The organism is Stenotrophomonas sp. AR029 (assembly GCF_047520695.2).
GTDB classification, from domain to species: domain Bacteria; phylum Pseudomonadota; class Gammaproteobacteria; order Xanthomonadales; family Xanthomonadaceae; genus Stenotrophomonas; species Stenotrophomonas sepilia.
On record NZ_JAXBQQ020000002.1, the window covers coordinates 661,562 to 684,034 of the forward strand.

At 66.4% G+C, this 22,473-nt stretch carries 21 protein-coding genes and 1 tRNA gene; 4 read left to right on the plus strand and 18 right to left on the minus strand.

What is annotated here, in order from left to right; all coding sequences use genetic code 11:
• Positions 1 to 127: 127 nt before the first annotated feature.
• The 7 genes from trmD to ffh all read right to left on the minus strand — a co-directional run bounded on the left by trmD (position 128) and on the right by ffh (position 6,011).
• Positions 128 to 886, minus strand: coding sequence for a tRNA (guanosine(37)-N1)-methyltransferase TrmD (gene trmD / locus ACM0PB_RS09580; protein WP_005415735.1), 759 nt, complete (start codon positions 884 to 886; stop codon positions 128 to 130).
• A gap of 8 nt (positions 887 to 894) precedes the next feature.
• Positions 895 to 1,407, minus strand: coding sequence for a ribosome maturation factor RimM (gene rimM / locus ACM0PB_RS09585; protein ID WP_005415734.1), 513 nt, complete (start codon positions 1,405 to 1,407; stop codon positions 895 to 897).
• Positions 1,408 to 1,451: 44 nt separating this feature from the next.
• Positions 1,452 to 1,712, minus strand: coding sequence for a 30S ribosomal protein S16 (gene rpsP, locus ACM0PB_RS09590; RefSeq protein WP_005415733.1), 261 nt, complete (start codon positions 1,710 to 1,712; stop codon positions 1,452 to 1,454).
• A 188-nt stretch (positions 1,713 to 1,900) separates the two neighbouring features.
• Positions 1,901 to 2,503: a suppressor of fused domain protein gene (locus ACM0PB_RS09595; protein ID WP_065178086.1), complete on the minus strand. Its 603-nt coding sequence runs from the start codon at positions 2,501 to 2,503 to the stop codon at positions 1,901 to 1,903.
• A gap of 127 nt (positions 2,504 to 2,630) precedes the next feature.
• On the minus strand, positions 2,631 to 3,413 hold the full coding sequence (locus ACM0PB_RS09600; RefSeq protein ID WP_065178087.1) for an aminotransferase class IV family protein: 783 nt from the start codon (positions 3,411 to 3,413) through the stop codon (positions 2,631 to 2,633).
• Complete coding sequence (locus ACM0PB_RS09605) at positions 3,410 to 4,486, minus strand: NAD(P)H-dependent flavin oxidoreductase (RefSeq protein WP_061479149.1); 1,077 nt, start codon at positions 4,484 to 4,486, stop codon at positions 3,410 to 3,412. The genes ACM0PB_RS09600 and ACM0PB_RS09605 overlap by 4 nt, the downstream gene beginning before the upstream one ends.
• Before the next feature lie 148 nt (positions 4,487 to 4,634).
• Positions 4,635 to 6,011, minus strand: coding sequence for a signal recognition particle protein (gene ffh / locus ACM0PB_RS09610; RefSeq protein ID WP_014036403.1), 1,377 nt, complete (start codon positions 6,009 to 6,011; stop codon positions 4,635 to 4,637).
• Between the two features lie 123 nt (positions 6,012 to 6,134).
• Between ffh and ACM0PB_RS09615 the strand changes: the two genes are divergently transcribed.
• Entirely contained in the window at positions 6,135 to 6,929 is a 795-nt protein-coding gene (locus ACM0PB_RS09615; protein ID WP_005415730.1) for a cytochrome C assembly family protein, read from the plus strand.
• A gap of 41 nt (positions 6,930 to 6,970) precedes the next feature.
• On the opposite strand, the gene ACM0PB_RS09620 is transcribed toward ACM0PB_RS09615, so the two are convergent.
• From ACM0PB_RS09620 to radA, 4 genes are all read right to left on the minus strand, one after another.
• A complete protein-coding gene (locus tag ACM0PB_RS09620; protein WP_069139100.1) occupies positions 6,971 to 7,429 on the minus strand; it encodes a YqhG/Tai3 family protein in 459 nt (152 codons plus the stop codon).
• Positions 7,430 to 7,521: 92 nt separating this feature from the next.
• A complete protein-coding gene (locus ACM0PB_RS09625; protein ID WP_414604795.1) occupies positions 7,522 to 9,828 on the minus strand; it encodes a tetratricopeptide repeat protein in 2,307 nt (768 codons plus the stop codon).
• A gap of 49 nt (positions 9,829 to 9,877) precedes the next feature.
• Entirely contained in the window at positions 9,878 to 11,734 is a 1,857-nt protein-coding gene (locus tag ACM0PB_RS09630) for an ATP-binding protein (RefSeq protein ID WP_065185973.1), read from the minus strand.
• Positions 11,735 to 11,846: 112 nt separating this feature from the next.
• Entirely contained in the window at positions 11,847 to 13,223 is a 1,377-nt protein-coding gene (radA, locus tag ACM0PB_RS09635) for a DNA repair protein RadA (RefSeq protein ID WP_005408586.1), read from the minus strand.
• Positions 13,224 to 13,373: 150 nt separating this feature from the next.
• On the opposite strand from radA, the gene ACM0PB_RS09640 reads away from it, so the two are divergent.
• Positions 13,374 to 15,431 carry a putative bifunctional diguanylate cyclase/phosphodiesterase gene (locus ACM0PB_RS09640; protein ID WP_414604796.1) on the plus strand — a complete coding sequence of 686 codons (2,058 nt, stop codon included), beginning with the start codon at positions 13,374 to 13,376 and terminating at the stop codon, positions 15,429 to 15,431.
• 158 nt (positions 15,432 to 15,589) lie between these two features.
• Here the strand turns inward: ACM0PB_RS09640 and cyoD are convergent, their stop codons facing one another.
• Genes cyoD through cyoA form a run of 4 tightly spaced genes read right to left on the minus strand, consistent with a single transcriptional unit; the run spans position 15,590 to position 19,606 of the window.
• Entirely contained in the window at positions 15,590 to 15,931 is a 342-nt protein-coding gene (cyoD, locus tag ACM0PB_RS09645) for a cytochrome o ubiquinol oxidase subunit IV (protein ID WP_065197973.1), read from the minus strand.
• The gene (gene cyoC / locus ACM0PB_RS09650; protein ID WP_005408583.1) at positions 15,931 to 16,569 is read right to left on the minus strand and encodes a cytochrome o ubiquinol oxidase subunit III; all 639 of its coding nucleotides are present in this window, start codon (positions 16,567 to 16,569) and stop codon (positions 15,931 to 15,933) included. The genes cyoD and cyoC overlap by 1 nt, the downstream gene beginning before the upstream one ends.
• The gene (cyoB, locus tag ACM0PB_RS09655; protein WP_065185975.1) at positions 16,566 to 18,563 is read right to left on the minus strand and encodes a cytochrome o ubiquinol oxidase subunit I; all 1,998 of its coding nucleotides are present in this window, start codon (positions 18,561 to 18,563) and stop codon (positions 16,566 to 16,568) included. The genes cyoC and cyoB overlap by 4 nt, the downstream gene beginning before the upstream one ends.
• 2 nt (positions 18,564 to 18,565) lie before the next feature.
• Positions 18,566 to 19,606, minus strand: coding sequence for a ubiquinol oxidase subunit II (gene cyoA / locus ACM0PB_RS09660; protein ID WP_005415723.1), 1,041 nt, complete (start codon positions 19,604 to 19,606; stop codon positions 18,566 to 18,568).
• A 353-nt stretch (positions 19,607 to 19,959) separates the two neighbouring features.
• On the opposite strand from cyoA, the gene ACM0PB_RS09665 reads away from it, so the two are divergent.
• A complete protein-coding gene (locus tag ACM0PB_RS09665) occupies positions 19,960 to 20,595 on the plus strand; it encodes a GyrI-like domain-containing protein (RefSeq protein WP_414604797.1) in 636 nt (211 codons plus the stop codon).
• 13 nt (positions 20,596 to 20,608) lie between these two features.
• Positions 20,609 to 20,941 (plus strand): hypothetical protein, encoded by a 333-nt coding sequence (locus tag ACM0PB_RS09670; RefSeq protein WP_414604798.1) that lies wholly within the window; start codon positions 20,609 to 20,611, stop codon positions 20,939 to 20,941.
• Between the two features lie 64 nt (positions 20,942 to 21,005).
• Here the strand turns inward: ACM0PB_RS09670 and ACM0PB_RS09675 are convergent.
• The 3 genes from ACM0PB_RS09675 to ACM0PB_RS09685 form a co-directional block, all read right to left on the minus strand.
• Positions 21,006 to 21,081 (minus strand) — tRNA-Thr (locus ACM0PB_RS09675).
• Positions 21,082 to 21,116: 35 nt separating this feature from the next.
• Positions 21,117 to 21,359: a hypothetical protein gene (locus tag ACM0PB_RS09680; protein ID WP_065185978.1), complete on the minus strand. Its 243-nt coding sequence runs from the start codon at positions 21,357 to 21,359 to the stop codon at positions 21,117 to 21,119.
• A gap of 52 nt (positions 21,360 to 21,411) precedes the next feature.
• Entirely contained in the window at positions 21,412 to 22,416 is a 1,005-nt protein-coding gene (locus ACM0PB_RS09685; RefSeq protein WP_065185979.1) for a 2-hydroxyacid dehydrogenase, read from the minus strand.
• Between the last annotated feature and the right edge of the window lie 57 nt (positions 22,417 to 22,473).

A 22,473-nucleotide genomic window follows, 5' to 3' on the forward strand; every position in this document is an offset into this window, starting at 1 on the left:
GCGTGTCGTATCGACAACGTGGGCTCATGCAGTCACCGGACTGTGCTGCACGTTTGTTTTGGGTACTGCGCGCGCCAACCGGGGCTGGCGGGAATTGGCCATGATAGCCGATAAAGCCAGCCCTGCGCTAGGGGCTGGCCTTCTGGTTCCGGGCCTGGCGGCCCTGCTCCAGCAGTTTGCGGTCGGCCTTGCCCAGTGCCTGTTCATCCAGCAGGTCCGGGCGCCGCTGGGCGGTCCGGAGCAGCGACTGCTGGCGGCGCCAGGCGGCGATGGCCGCGTGGTTGCCCGAGCGCAGCACCTCCGGCACGTCCCCCAGCGGGTGCTGTGCCGGCTGGCTGTAATGCGGGCAGTCGAGCAGACCGAGGTCGCCCTCGAAGCTGTCCTGCGCCGCCGACTCCGCATCGTTCAGGGCACCGTCCTGCAGGCGGGCCACGGCGTCGATGATCACCGCCGCGCCCAGCTCGCCCCCGGACAGCACGTAGTCGCCGAGGGAGATTTCCTCGTCGACATTGGCCTCCAGGAAACGCTCGTCGATGCCCTCGTAGCGGCCACAGAGCAGGACCATGCGCGGCAGCGCCGCCAGTTCCCGCACCTTGGCCTGGGTCAACGGCGCGCCCTGCGGGCTGAGGTAGATCACCCGCGCAGGGGTTGGATCGGCCTCGCGGATCGCCTGCAGGCAGGCCTGCAGCGGCTCGATCAGCATCACCATGCCCGGGCCACCGCCGAACGGACGGTCGTCCACCCGGCGGTAGTTGCCTTCGGCGTAATCACGGGGGTTCCAGCCATGCAGGCTGAACAGTCCCTTCTCCTGCGCGCGCCCGACCACGCCCAGTCCAGCGGACTGGGCGAGGAACTCGGGAAACAGGGTGATGACGTCGAAACGCATGCTCACACTCAGAACTCGGGATCCCAGTCGACCACGATCAGGTTGGCCTCGAAATCGACCGATTTGACGAAGTCCGGCTGCACGAACGGAATCATCCGCTCGCGGTCACCCCGGACCACAACCACGTCATTGGCGCCGGTGCTGAACAGGTGCGAGACCTGGCCCAGGGCGACGCCCTCGGTGGTCTTCACATCCAGGCCTTCCAGGTCCACCCAGTAATACTCATCGGGCTTCGGCGGCGGCAAGGCACTGCGGGCCACGTAGATCTCGGTGCCGCGCATCGCTTCGACCACATCGCGATCCTCGACCCCGGGGAAACGGGCCACCAGGTGCTTGCCGCTGTCGCGGCCGCGCACACCTTCAACCGTGGTTTCCACGCCGGATGGGCTGCGCACGATCCATGGCTGGTAACGGAAAATGGCGGAACGTGGCTCGGTCCAGGACTCGAGTTTGATCTCGCCGCGCACACCAAAAGCGCCGACAACCCTGCCCAGCAGGATGCGGCGCTCGATATCTTTCATCTGCTTCAACCAAGAGGGCCACGCCGAAGCGTGGCCCGTCAGGATCAGGCCGCAGCGGCCTGGGACTTGGTCGCTTCCTTGATCAGGTTGCGGACCTTGTCGGTCGGCTGGGCGCCGTTCTTGACCCAATGGTCAACGCGGGCCAAGTCCAGCTCGATGCGCTTCTCGGCGCCCTGGGCGACCGGGTTGTAGAAGCCGACGCGCTCGATGTTGCGGCCGTCGCGCGCGCTGCGCACGTCGGTGACGATGATGTGGTAGAACGGACGCTTCTTGGCGCCGCCGCGGGTCAGTCGAATCTTGACCATGGTGTTTTTCCTATTGCCCAGTCGCCAGGATGGCGAGGTAAGCGGGCGATTATAGCGGCAGAGCCCGGCCCAGCCAACCCCATATGACGCCGCGCCCTCACGGTAGCGCCGGGCCATGCCCGGCGGCTCTTGTTCAGCAATGTGATCGACTTCTGACTTACCCCGCCGACGTCCCCATGGCGATAACGTCAACGTGCTCCAGCGACAGGCGCCCGATGCATGTCCAGCACATCTACCTCGTGCCGCTGCAGCAGGTCATCAAATGCATCGCCGCCAATCCGCTCGACAAGTTGCCGCTCGGATTCGTGGATGGTGATGCACTGCAGCCAGTTGATCGCCACCGGCGGGAACTGCAGTCCCGGGAACCTGGCGTCATTCCAGAAAAAGGGCGGCACCAGATAGACGTGTGGCATCCGTGTCGATGGGAAGTAGTCCCGCAGGATGTCGGGAATCACGCTACCAGGCTGCACCGCCGCACGATCACGCATGATTGCGAAAGCCGTCGAGGCGACGATGTTGTCCCAATGCAGTGCGTCCTGTTCTGCACACGCGCACAGCTCGACGCGCGTTTTCAGTTCGTGTCCCTCCGCATGACATAAAACAAAATCCGACAGACCGATGGACGAGATCGACTTCAGCCCTGCTTCCGGAGAGCTGAACGTCGTGAGGATATCGACCGAACGCAGGCGATGATCATCGTGAAAGGCCTGGACCTTGGGCCGCCCCTCACCGCCCATGACCTTGATTGCGTGCATCGCTACCGCGCGATGCTGCTCGGTGACCGTACCCATATCTGATTGGAACTCCTGAGTGTTGTTCGCTGCGGAAGCATCTGCCGGGTTTGGCCCGCCGCTACCGGCTGCAACGCTTCAAGGTAGCGTCCGGCTATGCGCAGCGATCGGCAACCACGCGCCTCGTTCAGGAAAGCGGCTGCCAAGCCACCGCCGCCAGCGCCGCCCTGCCCTGTTCAGCCAGTGCCTGCGAGCCGGGCAGGACATGCCCGTCAATGGCCTCCAGCGCCCACAGACCACTGGCGTTGCAGGCAAAAGCTGCTTTCACGCCAGCCATATCCGCCAGCCGCAATGGCTGCGTGGCCTGCGCCCGCGGCCAATGCTGCTTCAGCAGCGCCTCGGCGGTCCCGCGCAGGGCCGGCGCCTGCGGCCAGAGCAGCCGTTCACCATCGTGCACGGCCAGGTTCCAGGTGCTGCCTTCACTCATTTCGCCATCGACGGTCACGAACAGCACATCGTCGAATCCTTCCGCCATCGCCGCGCGGCGCTCGGCGAACAGGCCGAAGGTGCCCACATGTTTGATCTGCGGCAGTTCACGCTGCCAGGCCACGCTGCGCACTCGCTTGGAGGCGGTCAGCGTCACCGGCGCGGACGCCGCCACCAGCACGTCCACCGGCACCGCCGCCAGCGGATTGCGGAAATCGAAGTGGCGCGAATACACCGTCACCCGCAACGAGGCATCGGCCTGCCCTGACTGCTGCAATGCCTGCGCCATCCACGCCTGCACCTGCACCGTGTCCAGTTCGCTGCCGAACAGTTCGCGCGTAGCCTGTGACAGCCGCGCCAGATGCAGGCCCAGCCCCTGCACTGCACCACCACGCACCTGCAGCGAAGTGAAGTGGCCATAGTTCACCAGCGCCGGCAGCAGGTCTTCCACCTGCGCCGCCCGGCCGTTGCAGCTCACCATCATGGCAGCAGTGCCTGCGCCTGTTCCCACATGCCGCGCAGCACGTCGGCGGCCGGTTGCGCCGGCGCCATCCACGCCGACTGCCCGGCCCAGGCCTGCATCGCCGCCAGACGATTTTCCTGTGCCGCCTGCCTGCGCATCGGGGCGGTCAGGCCGCGCTGCACCGGGTATGGACGCGGCGCGGGGGCGCCTTCTGCAGCAGCGGCGCGCACATAGGGCGTCGCCAGGCCACGGCCCAGGCGACCACTGAAGGCGCGGGTCGGCCAGGTATCTTCCGGTTCGCTGGCGGCCAGCCCATCGGCCCACGCCGAAGCGATCGCCGCTTCCGGCGTGCGCAGGAAGGCGGTGCCGATCTGCACCGCACTGGCGCCCAAGGTGAGTGCGGCAGCGATGCCACGGCCATCGGCGATGCCGCCGGCGGCAATCACCGGAATCTGCAGCTGATCGGCCAGGCGCGGCAGCAGCGCAAACAGTCCCACCAGCTGGCGCTCGGCCATCGCCGGATCAAAGGAACCACGATGGCCGCCGGCCTCCGCGCCCTGCGCCACGACCGCGTCGGCGCCGGCGTCCTGTGCCGCGCGCGCTTCGGACAAGGTGGTGGCACAGGCGATCCAGGCGATGCCGGCGTCCTTCAACTGCTGCACGTGGCGCGGCAACAGCACGCCCATGATGGTCGAGGCCACCGCAGGACGCGCCGCCAGCAGTGCGGCGAACTGTTCTTCGAAGTCGGCCGGCGTGGCGTCGGCGGCGCTGGCCGGCACCTCCGGGCCCCATTGCGCGAGGAAGGCGCGGCTGGCGGCCTCGGCGGCAACGTCACGGGCAGGTACAGGGTCCGGCATCCACAGGTTCACCTGCGCCGGACCGCTGGAGGCTGCGCGGAAGTCATCCATCCAGCGACCGATATCGGCCGAAGAGGACAACACCGCGCCCATTGCGCCCATGCTGCCGGCGTTGGCCAGCGCAGCCGACAACGGTACCGGGCAGGCACCGGCCATCGGTGCCAGCAGGATCGGAACGGAAACGCCAAAGCGCCGGCAGAACGCCTCGGCGCGGGAAGCTACAGCGGAACTCTGCATGACGGCCCATCGTTTCGGACAGGCCCCCATGGTGCGCGCAGGACAGGGGAAGAGTCGAGCCTGCTGCCCGACGGCCTGCTGCGGCGCTTGTGCGCCGCCGCCCGAGCGTGGGCCCGGCCGCTACATCAGATTGCGGACGGGGCCGTCATCAACGGAACGGCATGCCGCGGCCGCCCATGGCGCCCATCATGCCCTTCATGCTGCGCAACATGCCCTTCATGCCACCGCCGGCCATCTTGCTCATCATCTTTTCCATCTGCATGTACTGCTTCATCAGCTTGTTGACGTCGGCCGGCGTCACGCCCGAGCCCTTGGCGATGCGCGCGCGGCGCGAGCCGTTGAGCAGGTTCGGATTGCGCCGTTCCTTCTTGGTCATCGAGCCGATGATAGCGATCATGCGCGGCACTTCCTTGCCCTGGCTGACCTGCTGCTTCAGATGGTCGGGGATGTTGCCCAGGCCCGGCAGCTTGTCCATCAGGCCGCCGATGCCGCCCATGTTCTGCATCTGCTCGAGCTGGTCACGCATGTCGTTCAGGTCGAATTTCTTGCCCTTGGCGACCTTCTCGGCCAGCTTGGCGGCCTTGTCCTTGTCGACCTGCTGCTCGACCTGCTCGACCAGCGACAGCACGTCGCCCATGTCAAGGATGCGGCTGGCGATACGGTCCGGGTGGAACACGTCCAGGCCTTCCGGCTTTTCACTGACACCGACGAACTTGATCGGCTTGCCGGTGATGTAGCGCACGCTCAGCGCGGCGCCGCCGCGGGCGTCACCGTCGGTCTTGGTCAGTACCACGCCGGTCAGCGGCAGGGCATCGCCGAAGGCCTTGGCGGTGTTGGCCGCGTCCTGGCCGGTCATGGCGTCGACCACGAACAGCGTTTCGGCCGGATTCACCGCAGCGTGCAGGGCCTTGATCTCGGCCATCATCGCTTCGTCGATGGCCAGGCGGCCGGCGGTATCGACCAGCAGCACGTCGACGAACGACTTGCGTGCATCGTCGATGGCTGCGCGGACGATGGCTTCCGGCTTCTGGTCGGCACTGGACGGGAAGAACAGCACGCCCACCTGCTCGGCCAGGGTTTTCAGCTGCTCGATCGCGGCCGGACGGTAGACGTCGGCCGAGACCACCATCACCTTCTTCTTGCGCTTTTCCTTCAGGTGCTTGGCCAGCTTGCCCACGGTGGTGGTCTTGCCGGCGCCCTGCAGGCCCGCCATCAGGATGATGGCCGGAGCGGGCACATTGAGGTTCAGGTCGCTGGCTTCAGCGCCCATCACCGCAGTCAGCTCGTCGCGCACGACCTTGATCAGCGCCTGGCCCGGGGTCAGCGACTTCAGCACTTCCTGGCCGACCGCGCGCACCTTGATGCGCTCGATCAGCGCCTGCACCACCGGCAGCGCAACGTCGGCCTCGAGCAGCGCGATGCGCACTTCGCGGGTCGCCTCGCGGATGTTCTCCTCGGTCAGGCGGCCGCGGCCACGCAGGCGCTCGATGGTGCCGGAAAGGCGCTGGGTCAGGGACTCGAACATGCGGCGCAACCTGTCTGAAAGCGGGGGACAATAAGGGCAGACAGTATAACGGGTCTGGCTGTCTCCCCGGACTGCGGCCACGGGGCCGTCGCCAGCATCACGGGGGTATGCGAAACTGCAACGATGACAATCGTTCTCATCGCCGTCCTGCTCTACCTGGCTGCCAGTGCCCTGCTGGTGCGCGCGCTTGGCCGCGATGAGACGACCGGCTCCCCCATCTGGCTGTGGCCGGCCCTGCCCGCCATGCTGCTGCACGGCGGCTACCACGTGATGGTGGCGATGCGCACCAACGGCGGGCCGGACATGCACTTCTTCGCCGCACTGTCGCTGGTCGGCCTGGGCATGGCCTGGCTGACTTCGCTGGTCGGCGCGCGCGGGCGGATGTCGGCGCTGGGCGTGGTGGTGTTCCCGCTGGCCGCCGTGCTGCTGCTGGCCTACCACGGTTACGGCCACGAACCGAGCAAGGTGCTGGGCTGGCGCCTGGCCAGCCACGCCTGGCTGGCCCTGCTGGCCTACGCCACGCTGAGCATCGCCGCGCTGCTGGCGATCATGCTGTGGCTGCAGGAACGCGCCCTGCGCCGCCGCGAGTTCCGGCCTTGGCTGCGCGCGCTGCCGCCGCTGGCCGACCTGGAATCACTGCTGTTCCGGGTGATCACCGTCGGCTTCGCGCTGCTGACCCTGACCCTGGTCACCGGGGTGCTGTTCGTCGACGACCTGCTGGCGCAGAAGCTGGTGCACAAGACCGTGCTGAGCGTTCTGTCGTGGATCGTGTTCGGCGTGCTGCTGATCGGCCGCCGGCGCTACGGCTGGCGCGGCATGAAGGCGGTGCACTGGACGCTGGCGGCGATGCTGTTGCTGCTGCTGGCCTTCTTCGGCAGCCAGTTCGTGATCGAACTGGTGTTCGGGCATTCGCGATAGGCGGTGTGCCGACCAACGGTCCGCACCCACCGGCGCTACCGTCAAGGCTGGGCCAGGATCTTCCGCACCGAACGACCACTGTTGGTGACGATGTCATCAACCTGCCAGCATCCCTGCCCGTGGCGCACCATCGGCAAGCGGGTCAGGTAGGCCTTCTTCCACACCGAATAGCGCATCTCGACCTGGCCGGCGGAGGCCGAAGCCTCCTTCCAGCTGTAGCGCACCGGGGTTTCGATGTCACCGTCCTGCGCATCCAGCCACGGATCCGAATCGATGGTGCAGATGCCCTCTTCGCGCTGCTGGCAGGCGCGCTCTCCACGCAGTGCCTTGCCGAAGGCAGGGCTGACCAGCGCCGGGGGTGGCTCCAGCAGATCACCATCGCCCGTCGTTGCCTCGTAGAAGGCGCGGGCCACCGCCTCTGGTTCCTGGCAGGCGGGTGACGCCTGCACGGCAGGGGCCAGCAGCAGCCCGGCGATCATCAACATCCCTGTCTTTCGCATGTATTTTTCCCTGAGGTAATGCCGGCCGCTGGCCGGCAATACAGGATCTCCCGGTGCTGCCGGCCAGCGGCCGGCACTACCCGATATCCGGCCTACAACCCGTAACGCTCGATCACGTCCAGATGCGGCTGGCGATCCTGGTCACAGGCTTCAGCCAGGCGCAGCCAGCAATGCGGATGCGGCCACGTCGCGGTGTGCTGCTGCAGGAAGCGGTGCAGTGCCAGCGGTGCGTGGTCCTGCGGCTGGGCCACGGTGAACAGCAGGCCGGGCAGCGTACCCTCTTCCACATCGGGGTCGGTGACGGTGTAGTCCGGCCGGCTGTGTGACCACACCTTCCAGCCCTGTGCTTCGGCCGCCTCGACGAAGGCATTCCAGGCATCTTCGCCCGGGTGCGCGCCATCGATCATCCAGCTGCGGGCGAAGCCGCCGCGCTCCAGCACATGCACCTGCGCATAGGTCGGGATGAAATGCTCGCGTGCTTCCTCCTCCTCTGGTGCCGGATGCACCAGCGCGGCATCGAACACCACCCAGTCGCCCACCTGCTGGGCGCGGTTGGACGGCGCGTTCTCGACGATGCGCGCGGTCACCGGACCGCTGCGACGGGCGTAGTACTCCATCGGCTCGCCGTTTTCTTCGCTGCGGATGATCACCCAGCCCCACGGCTCCTCGACCACGCCATCCTGGCTGGACAATTCCATGCCAAGCGCCGCCGCCGAGCGGCGCACGGCGTCCCAGTCGCGCGCGGCGCTGGCTGCGCTCATGTGGTCCCAATGCGCGGCATTGGGCTCGTCCAGCAGCTCCACCAGCTGTGCATAACAGGCCTGGGCCTCGCTGAAACGGCCGGTTTCCATGTACATGCGCGCCAGCGTGCCGCGCGCGCCGTGCGAGCCCGGAGACAGCTCCAGAAGCGATCGGGCCGCCTGCTCCAGCGCCGGCCAGTCGGACACGCGGCGTGCACGCTGCACCTCGCACCAGTGCGCGAACACGGGCACGCTGCCGCGATAGAGATCGGCCAGCTGGTGCAGTCCGTCGTCGTCGCCCTGTTCGGCCAGCCAGCGCATCAGCGTGTAGGCCGCGGGGCCATCGTGCTGCACATGGCCGCGTACGAACCGCCACAGCAGCGACCGCGCCTCGGCCTGCGCGCCGCAGGCATTCAGCGCGGAGGCAGCCATCTCGGCAAGCGCCTCGTCATCGGGCAGCTCGGCATGCGCCTGCAGCAACCACTGCGCTTCGCGCTCGGGATCGCGCGACTGGTTCTGTTCGCCCTGCGCGTCCAGCCATGCCAGCAGCTCGCCCGCCGGCACCGGCAGCGGCGCGACGTCCGGCAATGCCTCGATGCGCGCGGCCAGGCCTGCCACCAGCGCCGCAGCACCCCGATCCTGGCGCAGCTGCGCCAGATGGGTGCGGGCCAGTTCCAGCTGCCGCAGTGCGACCCAGCGCGCGCCACGCTGCAGCGCCAGCTCCAGGCTCAGCGCCGCGACTTCGATCAGCAGGCGGTGCGAACCGACCCGTGCGAAGTGCTCGATGATGGTGTTGAAGCGCGTGCCCAGATCCCACGTATTGCGCGCGGTATCACGCTGGCACAGTGCTGCGGCGGTGTTTGCCCACAGCCGCCAGTAGTTCGGGGTCAGCTCGCTCCACGGCACCAGCTGCTGCAGCGCCTCTTCGTCGCGGCCCAGCTGGGCCAGCGCCCAGGCCTTGGACAAGCGACGCGGCACCGTGCAGTTGGCCGGTTCGTACTCCCCGGAGGCTGCCACTTCAGCCTCGCGCTTCTCGATCAGCGCCAGTGCCTCGTCGGCACGGCCCATGCCCAGCAGGATCTTGATCTGCATCTCGGGGAAGCTGTCGAACACTTCCTTGCCACAGGCTTCCACGGCATCGGCCTGCACCTGCAGGTAATCCAGCGCCTCCTGGCCACGGCCATCATCGAGCAGCGCATCGGCCTTCTCGCAGCTCAGGCACTGGAAACAGGCCCAGCTCGGATCGATGCGGCCAAGGGTTTCGTCGCAGACCTCGATGCGCTCGGGCACCCAGCCCGGGCCGTCGATGTTGCCATAGCAGGCGGCCAGGTCCTGGGTCACGCAGATCGACTGCGGGCATTCCAGGATGTCCTCGCGGTGCGCGCGCTCGAACAGCGCTACGGCTTCGCCGAGTGCGCTCTCGCCTTCCACGCGGTTGCCGACGCGGTTGCGCAGCGCCCAGTGGCCGACATAGACGTCAACCCACGGGTTGTCCAGTGCCTTGCCCAGGGCGCGTGCTTCGGGCAGCAGCGCATCGACGCGGTCGATCTGCAGTTCACTGACCTCGTCGGCGAGACGGTTCAGCAGGTGCGCGTTCTGCGCCTGGCCGGCCTGGCGCAGGTCACCCTGCAGCTTTTCGACCCAGTTCCAGATGTCCATGGGGATAATTGCTCCTGTCTAGCGAAGGCTGGATGAGAGGGTGCGGTGCTCAGCGCAGCATCTGCTGCAGGGCACCGGCGATATCGGTGAAGGCACCATTGAGATCCGGGCCCGGCGTAGCGGTCGCGCGTGCCAGCGGGCGGCCCTGCGCGGCGACGATGACTTTCAGCGAGCGCAGCAGGCGCGCCGCAGCCTCGGCCTGTGGGTGGCCCTCGCGCTGGGCGCGCAGCAGTGCCTGCACCGCCGGGTTGTCGAGGTTGAGGTACAGCCGCGAGGGTGCGCGTGATTCGATGCGCGCGGTGAACTGGCGCGCCAGGCGCAGCGCGGCCATCGAGACGCGCTTGTCGTTCTCGTCGTCTTCCAGCCGCTGCTTCAGCTCGGCCTCGCGGTCGGGCACCACCACCACCGGCAGCGCCTCCGGGCTGAAACGTGCGGGCAGCAGCTGCTCGCCGTCGCCCAGCTGTTCGCGCAGCCACGCCAGCTGCGCCTCGTCGAGGCTGTCATCACTGCGGAACAGTGCGCGGTTGCCCTGCTCGGTGCCGAGCTCGACCAGGCGCAGGCCCTTGGCCTGGGCCCAGCGCCGCAGGAACGGCACCACCGCGTAGCGATGGCCATGCGCGACCGGTACGCCCATCGCGCGGAACAGCATCTCTTCAAAGCCGCCGCCGTTGTCGAGGATGACATGCACGGCACCGCGCGCCGGCAGCGCACTGGCCGGCAGGTCGCCCTGCGAGGTCGGTACCCGCACATGCTCCATCAGCAGTTCGAACAGGCGCTCATCGCACAGTGCCGCACCCAGCAGGGCCTCGTTGTGGCGGGTCAGCACGCGCCGCCAGGCTTCCGGTTGCTGCTTCGCAACGTCGGCCAGGCCGTCGATCAGCGCCTCCAGCAGTGCATGCTGCACCGCGCGGTACTGGTCATCGCGCTGCAGGTCTTCGCGGCTGGCGGTGGGCGTCAACCGCGAGGATTCGATCACTCCGCCGATGAATCCAGCCCACGGCGGCAACAGGTCGCGCGCGTCGTCATCCAGCAGCATCCCACGCACGAACACCGACAGGTTGCGGTTGTCGCTGGTGCCATAGGTGGCGCCATCCTGCACCCACAGCAGGCCAGTGGCATCGCTGTTGCCATCGGCGCGCAGCGGCACGGTGACGATCGGTTCGAAATCGTGCTCGAACCGCGCGGCGAACTGCAGCGCCTGCCGACGCGCCTGCACCGGATGCACGGCGACCTCCCCCTGGCCGCGCCACGGCGGCGGCTCGGGATTGAGCGCCTCGCCCGCAGCACCGATGAAGATCGGCTCGGACAGCAACGCGCAGTAGCGGCCCAGCACCTCATGCAGGCGCGCCTCGTTGGCCAGCGGCAGGAAGTCCGGATGCAGCTCCAGCTCCACCTCAGTGCCCACCGCGCGTGCAGGCACTTCGCTGACGGTGTATTGCTCGGCGTTGCTGGACACGTACAGATGGCCCAGATCCGGCGTCTGGTACGAGGTGGTGCGCACGCTGACCCGGCGCGCCAGCACGAAGGCCGACAGGAAGCCGAGGCCGAACATGCCGATCAGCCCTTCATCGTCCTCTCCGCCCTGGCGCAGGCCACGGGTGTAGCCGACGCCGACGGTGGCCAGGTAATCGTGGATCTCCTGGCGGGTCAGGCCAGCACCGGTATCAGTGATGCGCAGCACGCCGGCACCGGCATCAACCTGCACCGAAATGCGCGAAGGCACGTCAACGCCGGGCTGCTCGATGCGGCGGCGGATGATCGAGTCATGCGCGTTCTGTACCAGCTCACGCAGCGCCACCACCGGGGTGGAATACAGGTGCTTGCCCAGCACCGTCATCAGTCCATTGAGATCGACCCCGGCACGACGGATCTCGGCGTTGGGGGCGGTGAGTGCGGTGTCCTGCATGTAATCGTTTACTCCTGGGCACGGAAAGACGCCAGAGGGCGTCTTCGTCGAGCGGGAAAAACTAGCACAAGGAAGCTGACCGTTGCCGTGATTGACGTTTGTAGAGCCGGCCTCACGCCGCGTCGATGGCCTCGGACAGGCGTTCCACCGCGATCACCTCCATGCCTTTCACCGAACCGCCCTTGGGCGCATTGGCCTTGGGCACGATGGCGCGCTTGAAACCATGGGTGGCGGCCTCGCGCAGGCGGTCTTCGCCATTGGGCACCGGGCGGATCTCGCCGGACAGGCCCACTTCACCGAAGGCGATGGTCTTCTCCGCCAGCGGCCGATCCTGCAGCGACGACAACACCGCCAGCAGCACCGGCAGATCGGCGGCAGTCTCCTGCACGCGGATGCCACCGACCACATTGACGAACACGTCCTGGTCGCCGACCAGTACGCCGCCATGGCGATGCAGCACCGCCAGCAGCATCGCCAGGCGGTTCTGCTCCAGGCCGACCGCGACACGGCGCGGGTTCGACAGCGGCGATGCATCGACCAGCGCCTGTACCTCCACCAGCAGCGGCCGTGTGCCCTCGCGGGTGACCATCACGCAGCTGCCCGGCTGGTGGGTGCTGCCGCCGGAGAGGAAGATCGCCGAAGGGTTGGAGACCTCCTTCAGGCCCTTGTCGCCCATCGCGAACACACCCAGCTCGTTGACCGCACCGAAGCGGTTCTTGAACGCGCGCAACAGGCGGAAGCGGCTGCCGCTCTCGCCCTCGAAGTACAGCACCGCGTCGACCATGTGTTCCAGCACGCGCGGGCCGGCGATGCCACCCTCCTTGGTCACGTGGCCGACCAGGAACACGGCAGTGCCGGTCTCCTTGGCGAACCGCACCAGCCGCGCCGCACTCTCGCGCACCTGGCTGACCGAACCCGGCGCAGCGGTCAGGCTCTCGGTCCACAGGGTCTGCACCGAATCGGCCACGATCAGCCGCGGCCCAGCCCTGGAGGCATGCTGCAGGATCGACTCGACCCCGGTCTCGGCCAGCGCGTTGACCCCGTCCAGTGGCAGCTCCAGGCGGTGCGCGCGGCCGGCCACCTGGGCCAGCGACTCTTCACCGGTGACGTACAGCACCGGCAGTTCGGCCGCCATCTTCGCCACCGCCTGCAGCAGCAGCGTCGACTTGCCGATACCCGGGTCGCCGCCCACCAGCACCACCGCGCCTTCGACCAGGCCACCACCCAGCACGCGGTCGAACTCGCCGATGCCAGTGGAGACCCGGCGATGCTCGGTCTGCTCCACGTCCTTCAGCGCGGTGATCTTCGGCGGATCGATCTTGCCGGCCCAGCCCGCCCGCCGCGACGCCGGTGCCTTGGCCGCCGCCGCGCTCTCCAGCACGATTTCAGACAGCGAGTTCCAGGCGTTGCACTCCGTGCACTGGCCCTGCCATTTGCTGAATTCGGCGCCGCATTCATTGCAGACGTAGGCGGTGCGGGCTTTGGCCATCGGGTGATTTCCAGCAACGGGAACAGGCGTGGCAGGATAGCCGAGCCCGGTCGCAGCTGCTGCGACCGCTCAAGTCCTGCCCACCCGCGCCGATAGGGGTCGCGGGCGTGCGCCTTGCGGGCGCCCCCTTCCTCCCCCACTGGATTCAACATGACTGGCAGTTACAGTCAGAGCCTGGTCATCATCTCCCTGCTGGTGGCCATTCTTGCTTCGTACACGGCGCTGGACATGGCCGGGCGCCTGGCCACCGCCGAGGGCCGCGTGGCCCGCTGGTGGCTGGCGGGGGGGGCGGCGGCGATGGGCCTGGGCATCTGGTCGATGCACTTCATCGGCATGCTTGCCTTCGATTTGCCGATTCCGCTGGGCTACGACCTCGGCATCACCCTGTACTCGCTGGCGGTCTCGATCGGCGCCTCCGCCTATGCGCTGTGGCTGGTGTCGCGCCCCACCCTGCCGTGGCGCCGGCTGTTGGCCGGGGCCGTGCTGATGGGCCTGGGCATCGCAGCCATGCACTACCTGGGCATGGCTGCGATGCGCATGCAGCCCGGCATCGACTACCACCCGGGCTGGTTTGCCGCCTCCATCGCGGTGGCCATCGGTGCCGCTGGCGCCGCACTGTGGATCGCCTTCCGCCTGCGCGCCGAGCAGCGCCACACCCTGCTCCTGCGCGTGCTCGCATCGCTGGTGATGGGCCTGGCCATCGTCGGCATGCATTACACCGGCATGGCGGCGGCGCGCTTCCCCGAAGGCAGCATCTGTGGCGCCTTCGGCAGTGGCGGCATCGACACGCGCTGGCTGGCCGTGCTGGTGATCGTCACCACCGTGGCCACGCTGGGCATCGCCCTCGTGGCCTCGCTGTTCGACCGGCAGATGCGCGTGCGCACCGGGCTGCTGGCCGATTCGCTGGCGCACGCCAACGACAAGCTGATCCAGGCGGCACTGCATGATCCCTTGACCCAGCTGCCCAACCGCATGCTGCTGCAGGACCGCATCGAGCAGGCCATCGAGAAGGCGCGGCGCCGCAATCATGCGGTGGCGGTGATGTTCTGCGACCTGGATGGTTTCAAGGCGGTCAATGATGCCTATGGCCACCAGCTTGGCGACCGCCTGCTGGTGGCGGTGGCGCAGCGCATCGGCGGCCTGCTGCGCCCGCAGGACACGTTCGCCCGCCTCGGCGGCGACGAGTTCGTGATCGTGCTGGCCATCGATATTCCCGACGATGCGGTAGTGGTGGCCGAGCGCATCATTGCCGCCGCCGGTGAGCCGTTCACGCTGGATGCGGCCGAACTGCAGGTCAGCGCCAGCCTGGGCATCGCCCTGTATCCGGATGACGCCAGCAACGAGCGCGAGCTGATGGCGCACGCCGATGCGGCGATGTACCACACCAAGGAAACCGGGCGGAACGGCTACACCTTCTTCACGCCCTCGATGCAGCTCAGTGCCAATCGCCAGCTGCGCCTGCTGCAGGACCTGCGCAAGGCCATCGCCCGCAACGAACTGATCCTGCATTACCAGCCCAAATTTCCGGCCGCGGGCGCACCGGCCACCGGCGCCGAGGCGTTGCTGCGCTGGCAGCACCCGGAGCTGGGGCTGCTGGCGCCGGATGTGTTCATTCCGATCGCCGAACGCAGCGGTCTGATCCTGCCGATCGGTGATTGGGTACTGGACCAGGCCTGCGCGCAACTGCGGGCATGGCACGATGCCGGGCATGCGGAATGGACCATGGCGGTGAATCTATCGCCGTTGCAGTTCGCCTCGCCGGCACTGCTGGACAGCGTGCGCGAGGTGCTGGAGCGGCACCGGATCGAACCGGCACGGCTGACCCTGGAGATCACCGAGACCACGGCGATGAAGGACGTCGATGCCAGCTTGGCGATCCTCAGCGACCTGACCGCAATGGGCGTGCACATCGCCATCGATGATTTCGGTACCGGCTATTCCAGCCTGCTGTACCTCAAGCGGATGCCAGCCACCGAGCTGAAGATCGACCGTGCGTTCGTGCACGACCTGGAGCGCAATGACGAGGACGCCGCCATCGTCTCGTCGATCATCGCGCTGGGCCGCACCCTGCAGCTGCAGGTGGTGGCCGAAGGCGTGGAGACCCAGGCGCAGCGCGAGTACCTGAGCGAGCTGGGCTGCGACCAGCTGCAGGGCTACCATCTGGGCCGGCCGATGGAGGCCGAAGAGTTCCTGCGCCGGGTGGGGTGAGGCGCGCGGCTCCTCCACGCACGGGGTGGAACCACGGGTAGAGCCGGCCGCTGGCCGGCGTCCCGCAATTGCCGGCCAGCGGCCGGCACTACCGGACAACGGAAAACCAGAAAGGCCGCCCGGGGGCGGCCTTTCTGCGTGGCAACGTCGCGCGGACGTCAGTGCATCATGTGCACGTTCATGTTGTGCATGACCCACAGGGTACCGACCACGATGATGCCGATCACCACGACGGTGAAGGCCGCAGCGTTGACGTTCCAGCGGCTTTCCGAAGAGCGGTCCAGGTGCAGGAAGAACACCAGGTGGACCAGCATCTGCAGCACCGCGGTGACCGCGATCACCACACCGTTGACGGTGCGCGAGAAATCGCCCGACATCACCATCCAGAACGGGATGACGGTCAGCACCACCGCCAGCACGAAGCCGATCAGGTACGACTTCACGCTGCCGTGGCTTTCGCCGCCGGTGCCGTGGTCGTGTGCATGGTTGTCATGTGCCATTACAGCGCTCCATTGAGGTAGACGACGGAGAACACGCCGATCCAGATCAGGTCCAGGAAGTGCCAGAACAGGCTCAGGCACGCCATGCGGGTCTTGTTGGTCGGGGTCAGGCCGTACTTCTTCAGCTGCACGAACATCACCAGCAGCCACAGCAGGCCGGCGCTGACGTGCAGACCGTGGGTACCGACCAGGGCGAAGAACGCCGACAGGAAGGCACTGCGGTCCGGACCGTAGCCCTGATGGATCAGGTGCTGGAACTCCCACACTTCCATGCACATGAAGCCGAAGCCCAGCAGCCAGGTGATGCCCAGCCACAGGTACATCTGGCCCATCTGCTTGCGGTGCATGGCAATCATGCCCAGGCCGAAGGTCAGCGACGAGGTCAGCAGCAGCGCGGTTTCCCACGCCACGAACGGCAGCTCGAACAGGTCCTTCGCGGTGGGACCACCATCGGTACCGCCCGCCAGCACCACGTAGGTGGCGAACAGCGAGGCGAAGATGAGGCAGTCGCTCATCAGGTACACCCAGAAACCGAAGACGGTGTTGCCGCCGGTATCGTGGTGCTCGTGGTCGTCATGGCCATGGGCCGCCGCGTGCGCGGCGTGCCCGTGGCTCAGGGTCGAGGTATTGGTGCTCATGCCTTCAGCTCCGACTTCACCAGGCCCTGGGCTTCCAGGTGCTTGCGGTGTTCGTTCTCGATGCGTTCCACCTCGGCGGCCGGGACCCAGTAGTCCACGTCCTGGTCGAAGGTGCGGTAGATGAACGTGGCGATCATGCCGACGAAGCCGACGATGGCCAGCCACCAGATGTGCCAGATCATCGCGAAGCCGAACACCAGGCTGAAGGCACCGATGACAACGCCCGTGCCGGTGTTGCGCGGCATGTGGATGTCGGTGTACTTGGCCGGCTTCGGCCAGGCTTCACCCCGCTGCTTGCGCTCCCAGAAATCGTCCAGCTCGGTGACGTCCGGCAGGGTCGCGAAGTTGTAGAAGGCCGGCGGCGAGGAGGTTTCCCACTCCAGCGTACGGGCATCCCACGGGTCGCCGGTCAGGTCGACGGTCTTCTTGCGGTCGCGGATCGACACGGCCACCTGGATGATCTGGCACAGGATGCCGGCGCCGACGATGAACGCGCCGCAGGCGGCAACCAGCAGCAACGGCTCGTAGGCCGGGTTCACCGTGCTCTGCAGGCGACGGGTCATGCCCATGAAGCCCAGCACGTACATCGGCATGAAGGTCACGTAGAAGCCGATGAACCAGCACCAGAACGCGCACTTGCCCCAGAACTCATTGAGGCGGAAGCCGAACATCTTCGGCCACCAGTAGGTGATGCCGGCGAACATGCCGAACACCACGCCGCCGATGATGACGTTGTGGAAGTGGGCGATCAGGAACAGGCTGTTGTGCAGCACGAAGTCGATGGCCGGGATCGCCAGCATCACGCCGGTCATGCCGCCGATGACGAAGGTGACCATGAAGCCGATGGTCCACAGCACCGGGGTGGTGAAGTGCACACGGCCGCGGAACATGGTGAACAGCCAGTTGAAGATCTTCACGCCGGTCGGGATCGAGATGATCATCGTCGTGATGCCAAAGAAGGCATTGACGTTGGCACCCGAGCCCATGGTGAAGAAGTGGTGCAGCCACACGATGAACGACAGCACGCCGATGCAGGCGGTGGCGTAGACCATGCCCTTGTAGCCGAACAGCGCCTTGCGCGAGAAGGTCGCGATGACCTCGGAGAACACACCGAACGCCGGCAGGACCAGGATGTACACCTCAGGGTGACCCCAGATCCAGATCAGGTTGATGTACAGCATGGCGTTGCCGCCACCATCATTGGTGAAGAAGTGCGTACCCAGGTAACGGTCCAGGGTCAGCAGCACCAGGGTGATGGTCAGCACCGGGAAGGCAGCGACGATCAGCACGTTGGTCACCAGGGCAGTCCAGGTGAACACCGGCATCTGCATCAGCTTCATGCTCGGGGTGCGCATCTTGAGGATGGTGATGAAGAAGTTGATACCACTGAGCGTGGTACCCAAACCCGCCACCTGTAGACCCCAGATGTAATAGTCCATGCCGACGCTTGGACTGTATTCGATGCCCGACAACGGCGGGAACGCCAGCCAGCCGGTGGCAGCGAACTCACCGATCCACAGCGACAGCATGATCAGCACCGCGCCCGCCACGAACAGCCAGAAGCTGAGCGAGTTGACGAACGGGAACGCAACGTCACGCGCACCGATCTGCAGCGGCACGGCCAAGTTCATCAGGCCGGTGATCAGCGGCATCGCCACGAAGAAGATCATGATCACGCCGTGGGCGGTGAAGATCTGGTCGTAGTGGTGCGGCGGCAGGTAACCCTCGGAACCACCGACGGCGATGGCCTGCTGGGTACGCATCATGATGGCGTCGGAGAAACCGCGCAGCAGCATGACAAAGGCGACGATGAGGTACATCACGCCGATCTTCTTGTGATCCACCGAAGTGAACCACTCCTTCCACAGATAGCCCCACAGCTTGAACTTGGTGATCAGGGCGACGACGCCCAGGCCACCAAGAACCGCGCCGACCAGGGTGGTCAGCACGATCGGATCGTGGGGGATCGACTCAAGAGAGAGTTTTCCCAACATGTTCATTCTCCCGAACCCGCGTGGCCGGCATGGCCTGCGTGTTCGTGTTCGGTGGCATCCAGGTTTTCACCCGATTCCTTGGAATCATGCGCGTCACTCGGGGCGTGGCCCTCGTGCGCTTCATGGGTGGCGGCATCGGCAGCGGCGGCACCGGCATGCGAGTGCTTCATGCCGTAATGCTTGTTGTCGCCCATGTGCTTGGCGATGACCCAGTCGAACAGGCCTTCTTCGGTCTTGCCGAAGTAAGTGACCGGATACCACTCGGCGTTGCGTGCTTCACCCAGGGCCTTGAACGAGGCCTTGTCCAGGGTCTGCTCGCCGGCGCGGACCTGGTCCAGCCACTGGCGGTATTCGGCATCGGTGACCGAGTAGGCGGTGAAGTGCATCTTGGCGAAGCCCGCGCCGCTGTAGTGCGAGGACATGCCCGGGAATTCACCGGTCTCGTTGGCGATCAGGTGGAGCTTGGTCTCCATCGCAGCCATCGAGTAGATCATGCTGCCCAGGTGCGGGATGAAGAAGGCATTCATCACCGAATCGGACGTGATCTTGAAGTTCAGCGGCGTGTTGACCGGGAACTTGATTTCGTTGACGACCGCCACCTTCTCTTCCGGATAGATGAACAGCCACTTCCAGTCCAGCGAGATCGCCTCGATGGTGACCGGCTTGACGTCCGAATCCAGCGGACGGTACGGGTCCAGTGCGTGCGACGAGCGCCAGGTCAGGACCGCCAGCACCAGCACGATCATGCAGGGAATGGACCACACCACCACCTCGATCGCCGTCGAGTGGGACCACTTCGGCTCGTAACGGGCCTTGGTGTTGGAGGCGCGATACTTCCACGCGAACGTCAGGGTCATGATGATGACCGGGATGACGACCAGCAGCATGAGCACGGTGGCCGTGATCAGCAGGGTCTTCTCATCCTGGCCGATCTGGCCCTTCGGACTGAGGATGGCCACGGCATCGCAACCGGTGAGCATCACCAGCAACGACAGCAGCAGGCCCGGGCGCAACCAGCGCCCAAGGGTTTTCAACGGAATCATCGGTCGATCCAATTGCGAGGGAATGCCGTTCCCCGTCCCTGCCTGTTCCGGCCAAAGCCGGTCCCACCGGTCCGGAAGACAGGCAGGGAGGTGGGGTCGAGTCAGCCTTTCAATTTTAGGCCGTCACCCACCATTTAAGAAAGGCATTGACATTGATCGAGCGCAGGAAAGGCCCGATTCTGGCTGCGACACGTTGTCGCACCGCGCAGGCGCGGCCGGCAGGACGCCTGCGGGCGGCATCCTGGCATCAGGTGCTGGCAGGTGGTCCGCCCTCGTTCGGCAAAGTCATCTGAACCTGTTCAGGCGTGCTGGCGGGTGCCTGGCGTGGGATGCTCGGCGCAGGAGGAAGGCCCGTGGACAAGATCGACTTCAGGAAGCGCGACCGGGCGCTCTATCAACCGCCCGCCGGCAGGTTCGTACGCGTGGATGTACCGCCCATGCCCTACGTGATGGTCGATGGTCGCGGCGACCCGAACACCGCTCCCGCCTACGCACAGGCCGTGCAGTGGCTGTATTCGGTGAGCTATGCACTGAAGTTCGCGCTGAAGGCCGAAGGGCGCGACTACGTGGTGCCACCGCTGGAGGCGCTGTGGAGCGCCCACGACCCGGCCAGCTTCGTCGCGCGGCGCAAGGATGAGTGGGCCTGGACCGTGATGATCCGCACGCCTGAGGGCATCGGCCCCGCACTGTGGCAGGCCGCGATCGGCAAGGCGCGCACGAAGCTGCGGGACGCGCCGCCCAGCCTTCGCCATCAGATCCTTGCCGAGGGTCCCAGCCTGCAGACCTTGCATGTAGGCGCCTACGACGACGAAGGCCCCATCCTGGCGCAGCTGCATGACGAAGTGATGCCCGCACTGGGATACACCTTTGCCGGGTCCCATCATGAGATCTACCTCAGCGACCCACGCAGGACCGAGGCGGCGCGGTTGAAGACCGTGCTGCGGCGGCCGGTGCGGCCGATCGGGCCTGATGAGGATTCCCGCAGATGACACAAGGAATGCCATGCGCCTGATCAACCGACTGCTGCACTGGACCACCCTGCCCGCCGGGCGCCGCCTGATGGCCGTGCTGGGTGCTGCACTGGTGATCATGCTGGCCTGCAATCCGGATCTGCTGCCGTTGTCACCGGTGGTGGATGCGCTGGGGCTGGACGTGCTGATGCTGTTGCTGGGTGCGCAGGTGGTGGCGGTACTGCCTTGGGTGCGGGAGCGGGCCGCGCGCGGGATCAGAGTGCTCGCACGCCTGCTGATCGGCGCATTGGCGGGAGCTGCAGGTGGCTACATCCGGCAGCTGGCGTGGTGGCTGGCGAAGGATGTGGGTATGACGCGGCGTTGATGGCGTCGCGCCGCTAATCGGCTAAACGAAAAGCCCCGACCAAAGGCCGGGGCTTTTCTACAACTGGTGCCGGAAACAGGAGTCGAACCTGCGACCTACGCATTACGAATGCGCCGCTCTACCAACTGAGCTATTCCGGCCTAGCAGGGAATTGTAGGGGGTGGCGATCAGCAGGTCAATCGAGGTCAGCCTGCAGGCGCTCCCCCTGCCTGCCCCTGCCGCGGCGGATCGACTTCACGGTCAGCACCCCGAAAAACACGCAGAACAACGAAAGCCCGACCAGGGTGACGTCGTGCATGCCGCCCAGCTGTTCGCTGATGGCCCGGCTCCACAGGTAACGCGTCGCCAGCAGGATGATCAGCAGCGCGACCGCCAGATTGATCCACTTCATGATGGCCCTGAACGTCGTATGGGTCATGGATGTATTACTCCCTCTTCAGGCATCGTCGGTGGCCTACTTGGCCGAATTATCAGCCAGTCCCCACCGCATTGGCACACACCCGCCCCTCGGCGAAATCCCGCAGGTTCCCCAGCGTAATCGCCGAGATCTCCTGCAGCGCCTCCACGGTGAAGAAGCCCTGGTGGCCGGTCACCAGCACGTTGGGGAAGGTCATCAGGCGCTGGAAGGCCTCGTCGTCGATGATCTCGCCGGAGAGGTCCTGGAAGAACAGCGCGCTTTCCTGCTCGTACACGTCGATGGCCAGATGACCCAGCCGCCGTGACTTCAGCGCGCGGATCACCGCATGGGTATCGACCAGCCCGCCGCGCGAGGTGTTGACCAGCATCGCGCCGGTCTTCATCCGCGCCAGCGAGGCGTCGTTGATCAGATGCTGGGTATCGGGTGTCAGCGGGCAATGCAGCGACACGATATCGGCGCGCGCCAGCAGTTCATCCAGCCCAACCATGTCGCCCACGCCGGCGAAGGCCGGCGATGGATACGGGTCGTGCCCCAGCACGATGCAGCCCATGCCCCTGAAGATGCGCGCAGTAGCCAGGCCGATCTTGCCGGTGCCGACGATGCCGACCGTGCGCCCGTGCAGGGTGCGCCCGAGCAGGCCATCGAGCATGAAGTTGCCTTCGCGCACGCGGTTGTAGGCGCGATGGGTCTGCCGGTTGAGGGTCATCACCAGCGCCAGTGCATGCTCGGCCACGGCCTCGGGCGAATAGGCAGGAACACGGGCCACGAAAAGATCCAGCGCTTTCGCGGCGACGAGATCCACGTTGTTGAAACCGGCGCAGCGCAGCAGCACGGCGCGCACGCCCAGCGCATGCAGCGCGTGCAGTACCGGAGCGTCCAGGCGGTCATTGACGAACACGCATACCGCGGCGCATTCCTGTGCCAACGCAGCGGTATGCACGTCCAGCGCGGCATCGAAGTACACGAACACAAAGCCCTGCCCGGCCGCATCGCGCTGGTTGGCCTCGCCGAGGAAACGACGATCGTAGGGGCGGGCACTGAAAACGGCGATCTGCATGACGGGGCCTGGCTGGAGTTCCCTGCCGACCATACCGCAGCACCTGCCCTGATGGGA

Bases quoted from the DNA above. Each gene is read 5' to 3' on its own strand.
- ACM0PB_RS09640 (WP_414604796.1), top strand. From the start codon at position 13,374: ATGACTGGCAGTTACAGTCAGAGCCTGGTCATCATCTCCCTGCTGGTG.
- cyoC (WP_005408583.1), bottom strand. From the start codon at position 16,569: ATGAGCACCAATACCTCGACCCTGAGCCACGGGCACGCCGCGCACGCG.
- ACM0PB_RS09600 (WP_065178087.1), bottom strand. From the start codon at position 3,413: ATGATGGTGAGCTGCAACGGCCGGGCGGCGCAGGTGGAAGACCTGCTG.
- ACM0PB_RS09680 (WP_065185978.1), bottom strand. From the start codon at position 21,359: ATGACCCATACGACGTTCAGGGCCATCATGAAGTGGATCAATCTGGCG.
- ACM0PB_RS09630 (WP_065185973.1), bottom strand. From the start codon at position 11,734: ATGCAGGACACCGCACTCACCGCCCCCAACGCCGAGATCCGTCGTGCC.
- cyoA (WP_005415723.1), bottom strand. From the start codon at position 19,606: ATGATTCCGTTGAAAACCCTTGGGCGCTGGTTGCGCCCGGGCCTGCTG.
- trmD (WP_005415735.1), bottom strand. From the start codon at position 886: ATGCGTTTCGACGTCATCACCCTGTTTCCCGAGTTCCTCGCCCAGTCC.
- ACM0PB_RS09670 (WP_414604798.1), top strand. From the start codon at position 20,609: ATGCGCCTGATCAACCGACTGCTGCACTGGACCACCCTGCCCGCCGGG.
- cyoD (WP_065197973.1), bottom strand. From the start codon at position 15,931: ATGGCACATGACAACCATGCACACGACCACGGCACCGGCGGCGAAAGC.
- rpsP (WP_005415733.1), bottom strand. From the start codon at position 1,712: ATGGTCAAGATTCGACTGACCCGCGGCGGCGCCAAGAAGCGTCCGTTC.
- ACM0PB_RS09595 (WP_065178086.1), bottom strand. From the start codon at position 2,503: ATGGGTACGGTCACCGAGCAGCATCGCGCGGTAGCGATGCACGCAATC.
- ACM0PB_RS09605 (WP_061479149.1), bottom strand. From the start codon at position 4,486: ATGCAGAGTTCCGCTGTAGCTTCCCGCGCCGAGGCGTTCTGCCGGCGC.
- ACM0PB_RS09685 (WP_065185979.1), bottom strand. From the start codon at position 22,416: ATGCAGATCGCCGTTTTCAGTGCCCGCCCCTACGATCGTCGTTTCCTC.
- ACM0PB_RS09615 (WP_005415730.1), top strand. From the start codon at position 6,135: ATGACAATCGTTCTCATCGCCGTCCTGCTCTACCTGGCTGCCAGTGCC.
- ACM0PB_RS09625 (WP_414604795.1), bottom strand. From the start codon at position 9,828: ATGGACATCTGGAACTGGGTCGAAAAGCTGCAGGGTGACCTGCGCCAG.
- radA (WP_005408586.1), bottom strand. From the start codon at position 13,223: ATGGCCAAAGCCCGCACCGCCTACGTCTGCAATGAATGCGGCGCCGAA.
- ffh (WP_014036403.1), bottom strand. From the start codon at position 6,011: ATGTTCGAGTCCCTGACCCAGCGCCTTTCCGGCACCATCGAGCGCCTG.
- cyoB (WP_065185975.1), bottom strand. From the start codon at position 18,563: ATGTTGGGAAAACTCTCTCTTGAGTCGATCCCCCACGATCCGATCGTG.
- rimM (WP_005415734.1), bottom strand. From the start codon at position 1,407: ATGAAAGATATCGAGCGCCGCATCCTGCTGGGCAGGGTTGTCGGCGCT.
- ACM0PB_RS09620 (WP_069139100.1), bottom strand. From the start codon at position 7,429: ATGCGAAAGACAGGGATGTTGATGATCGCCGGGCTGCTGCTGGCCCCT.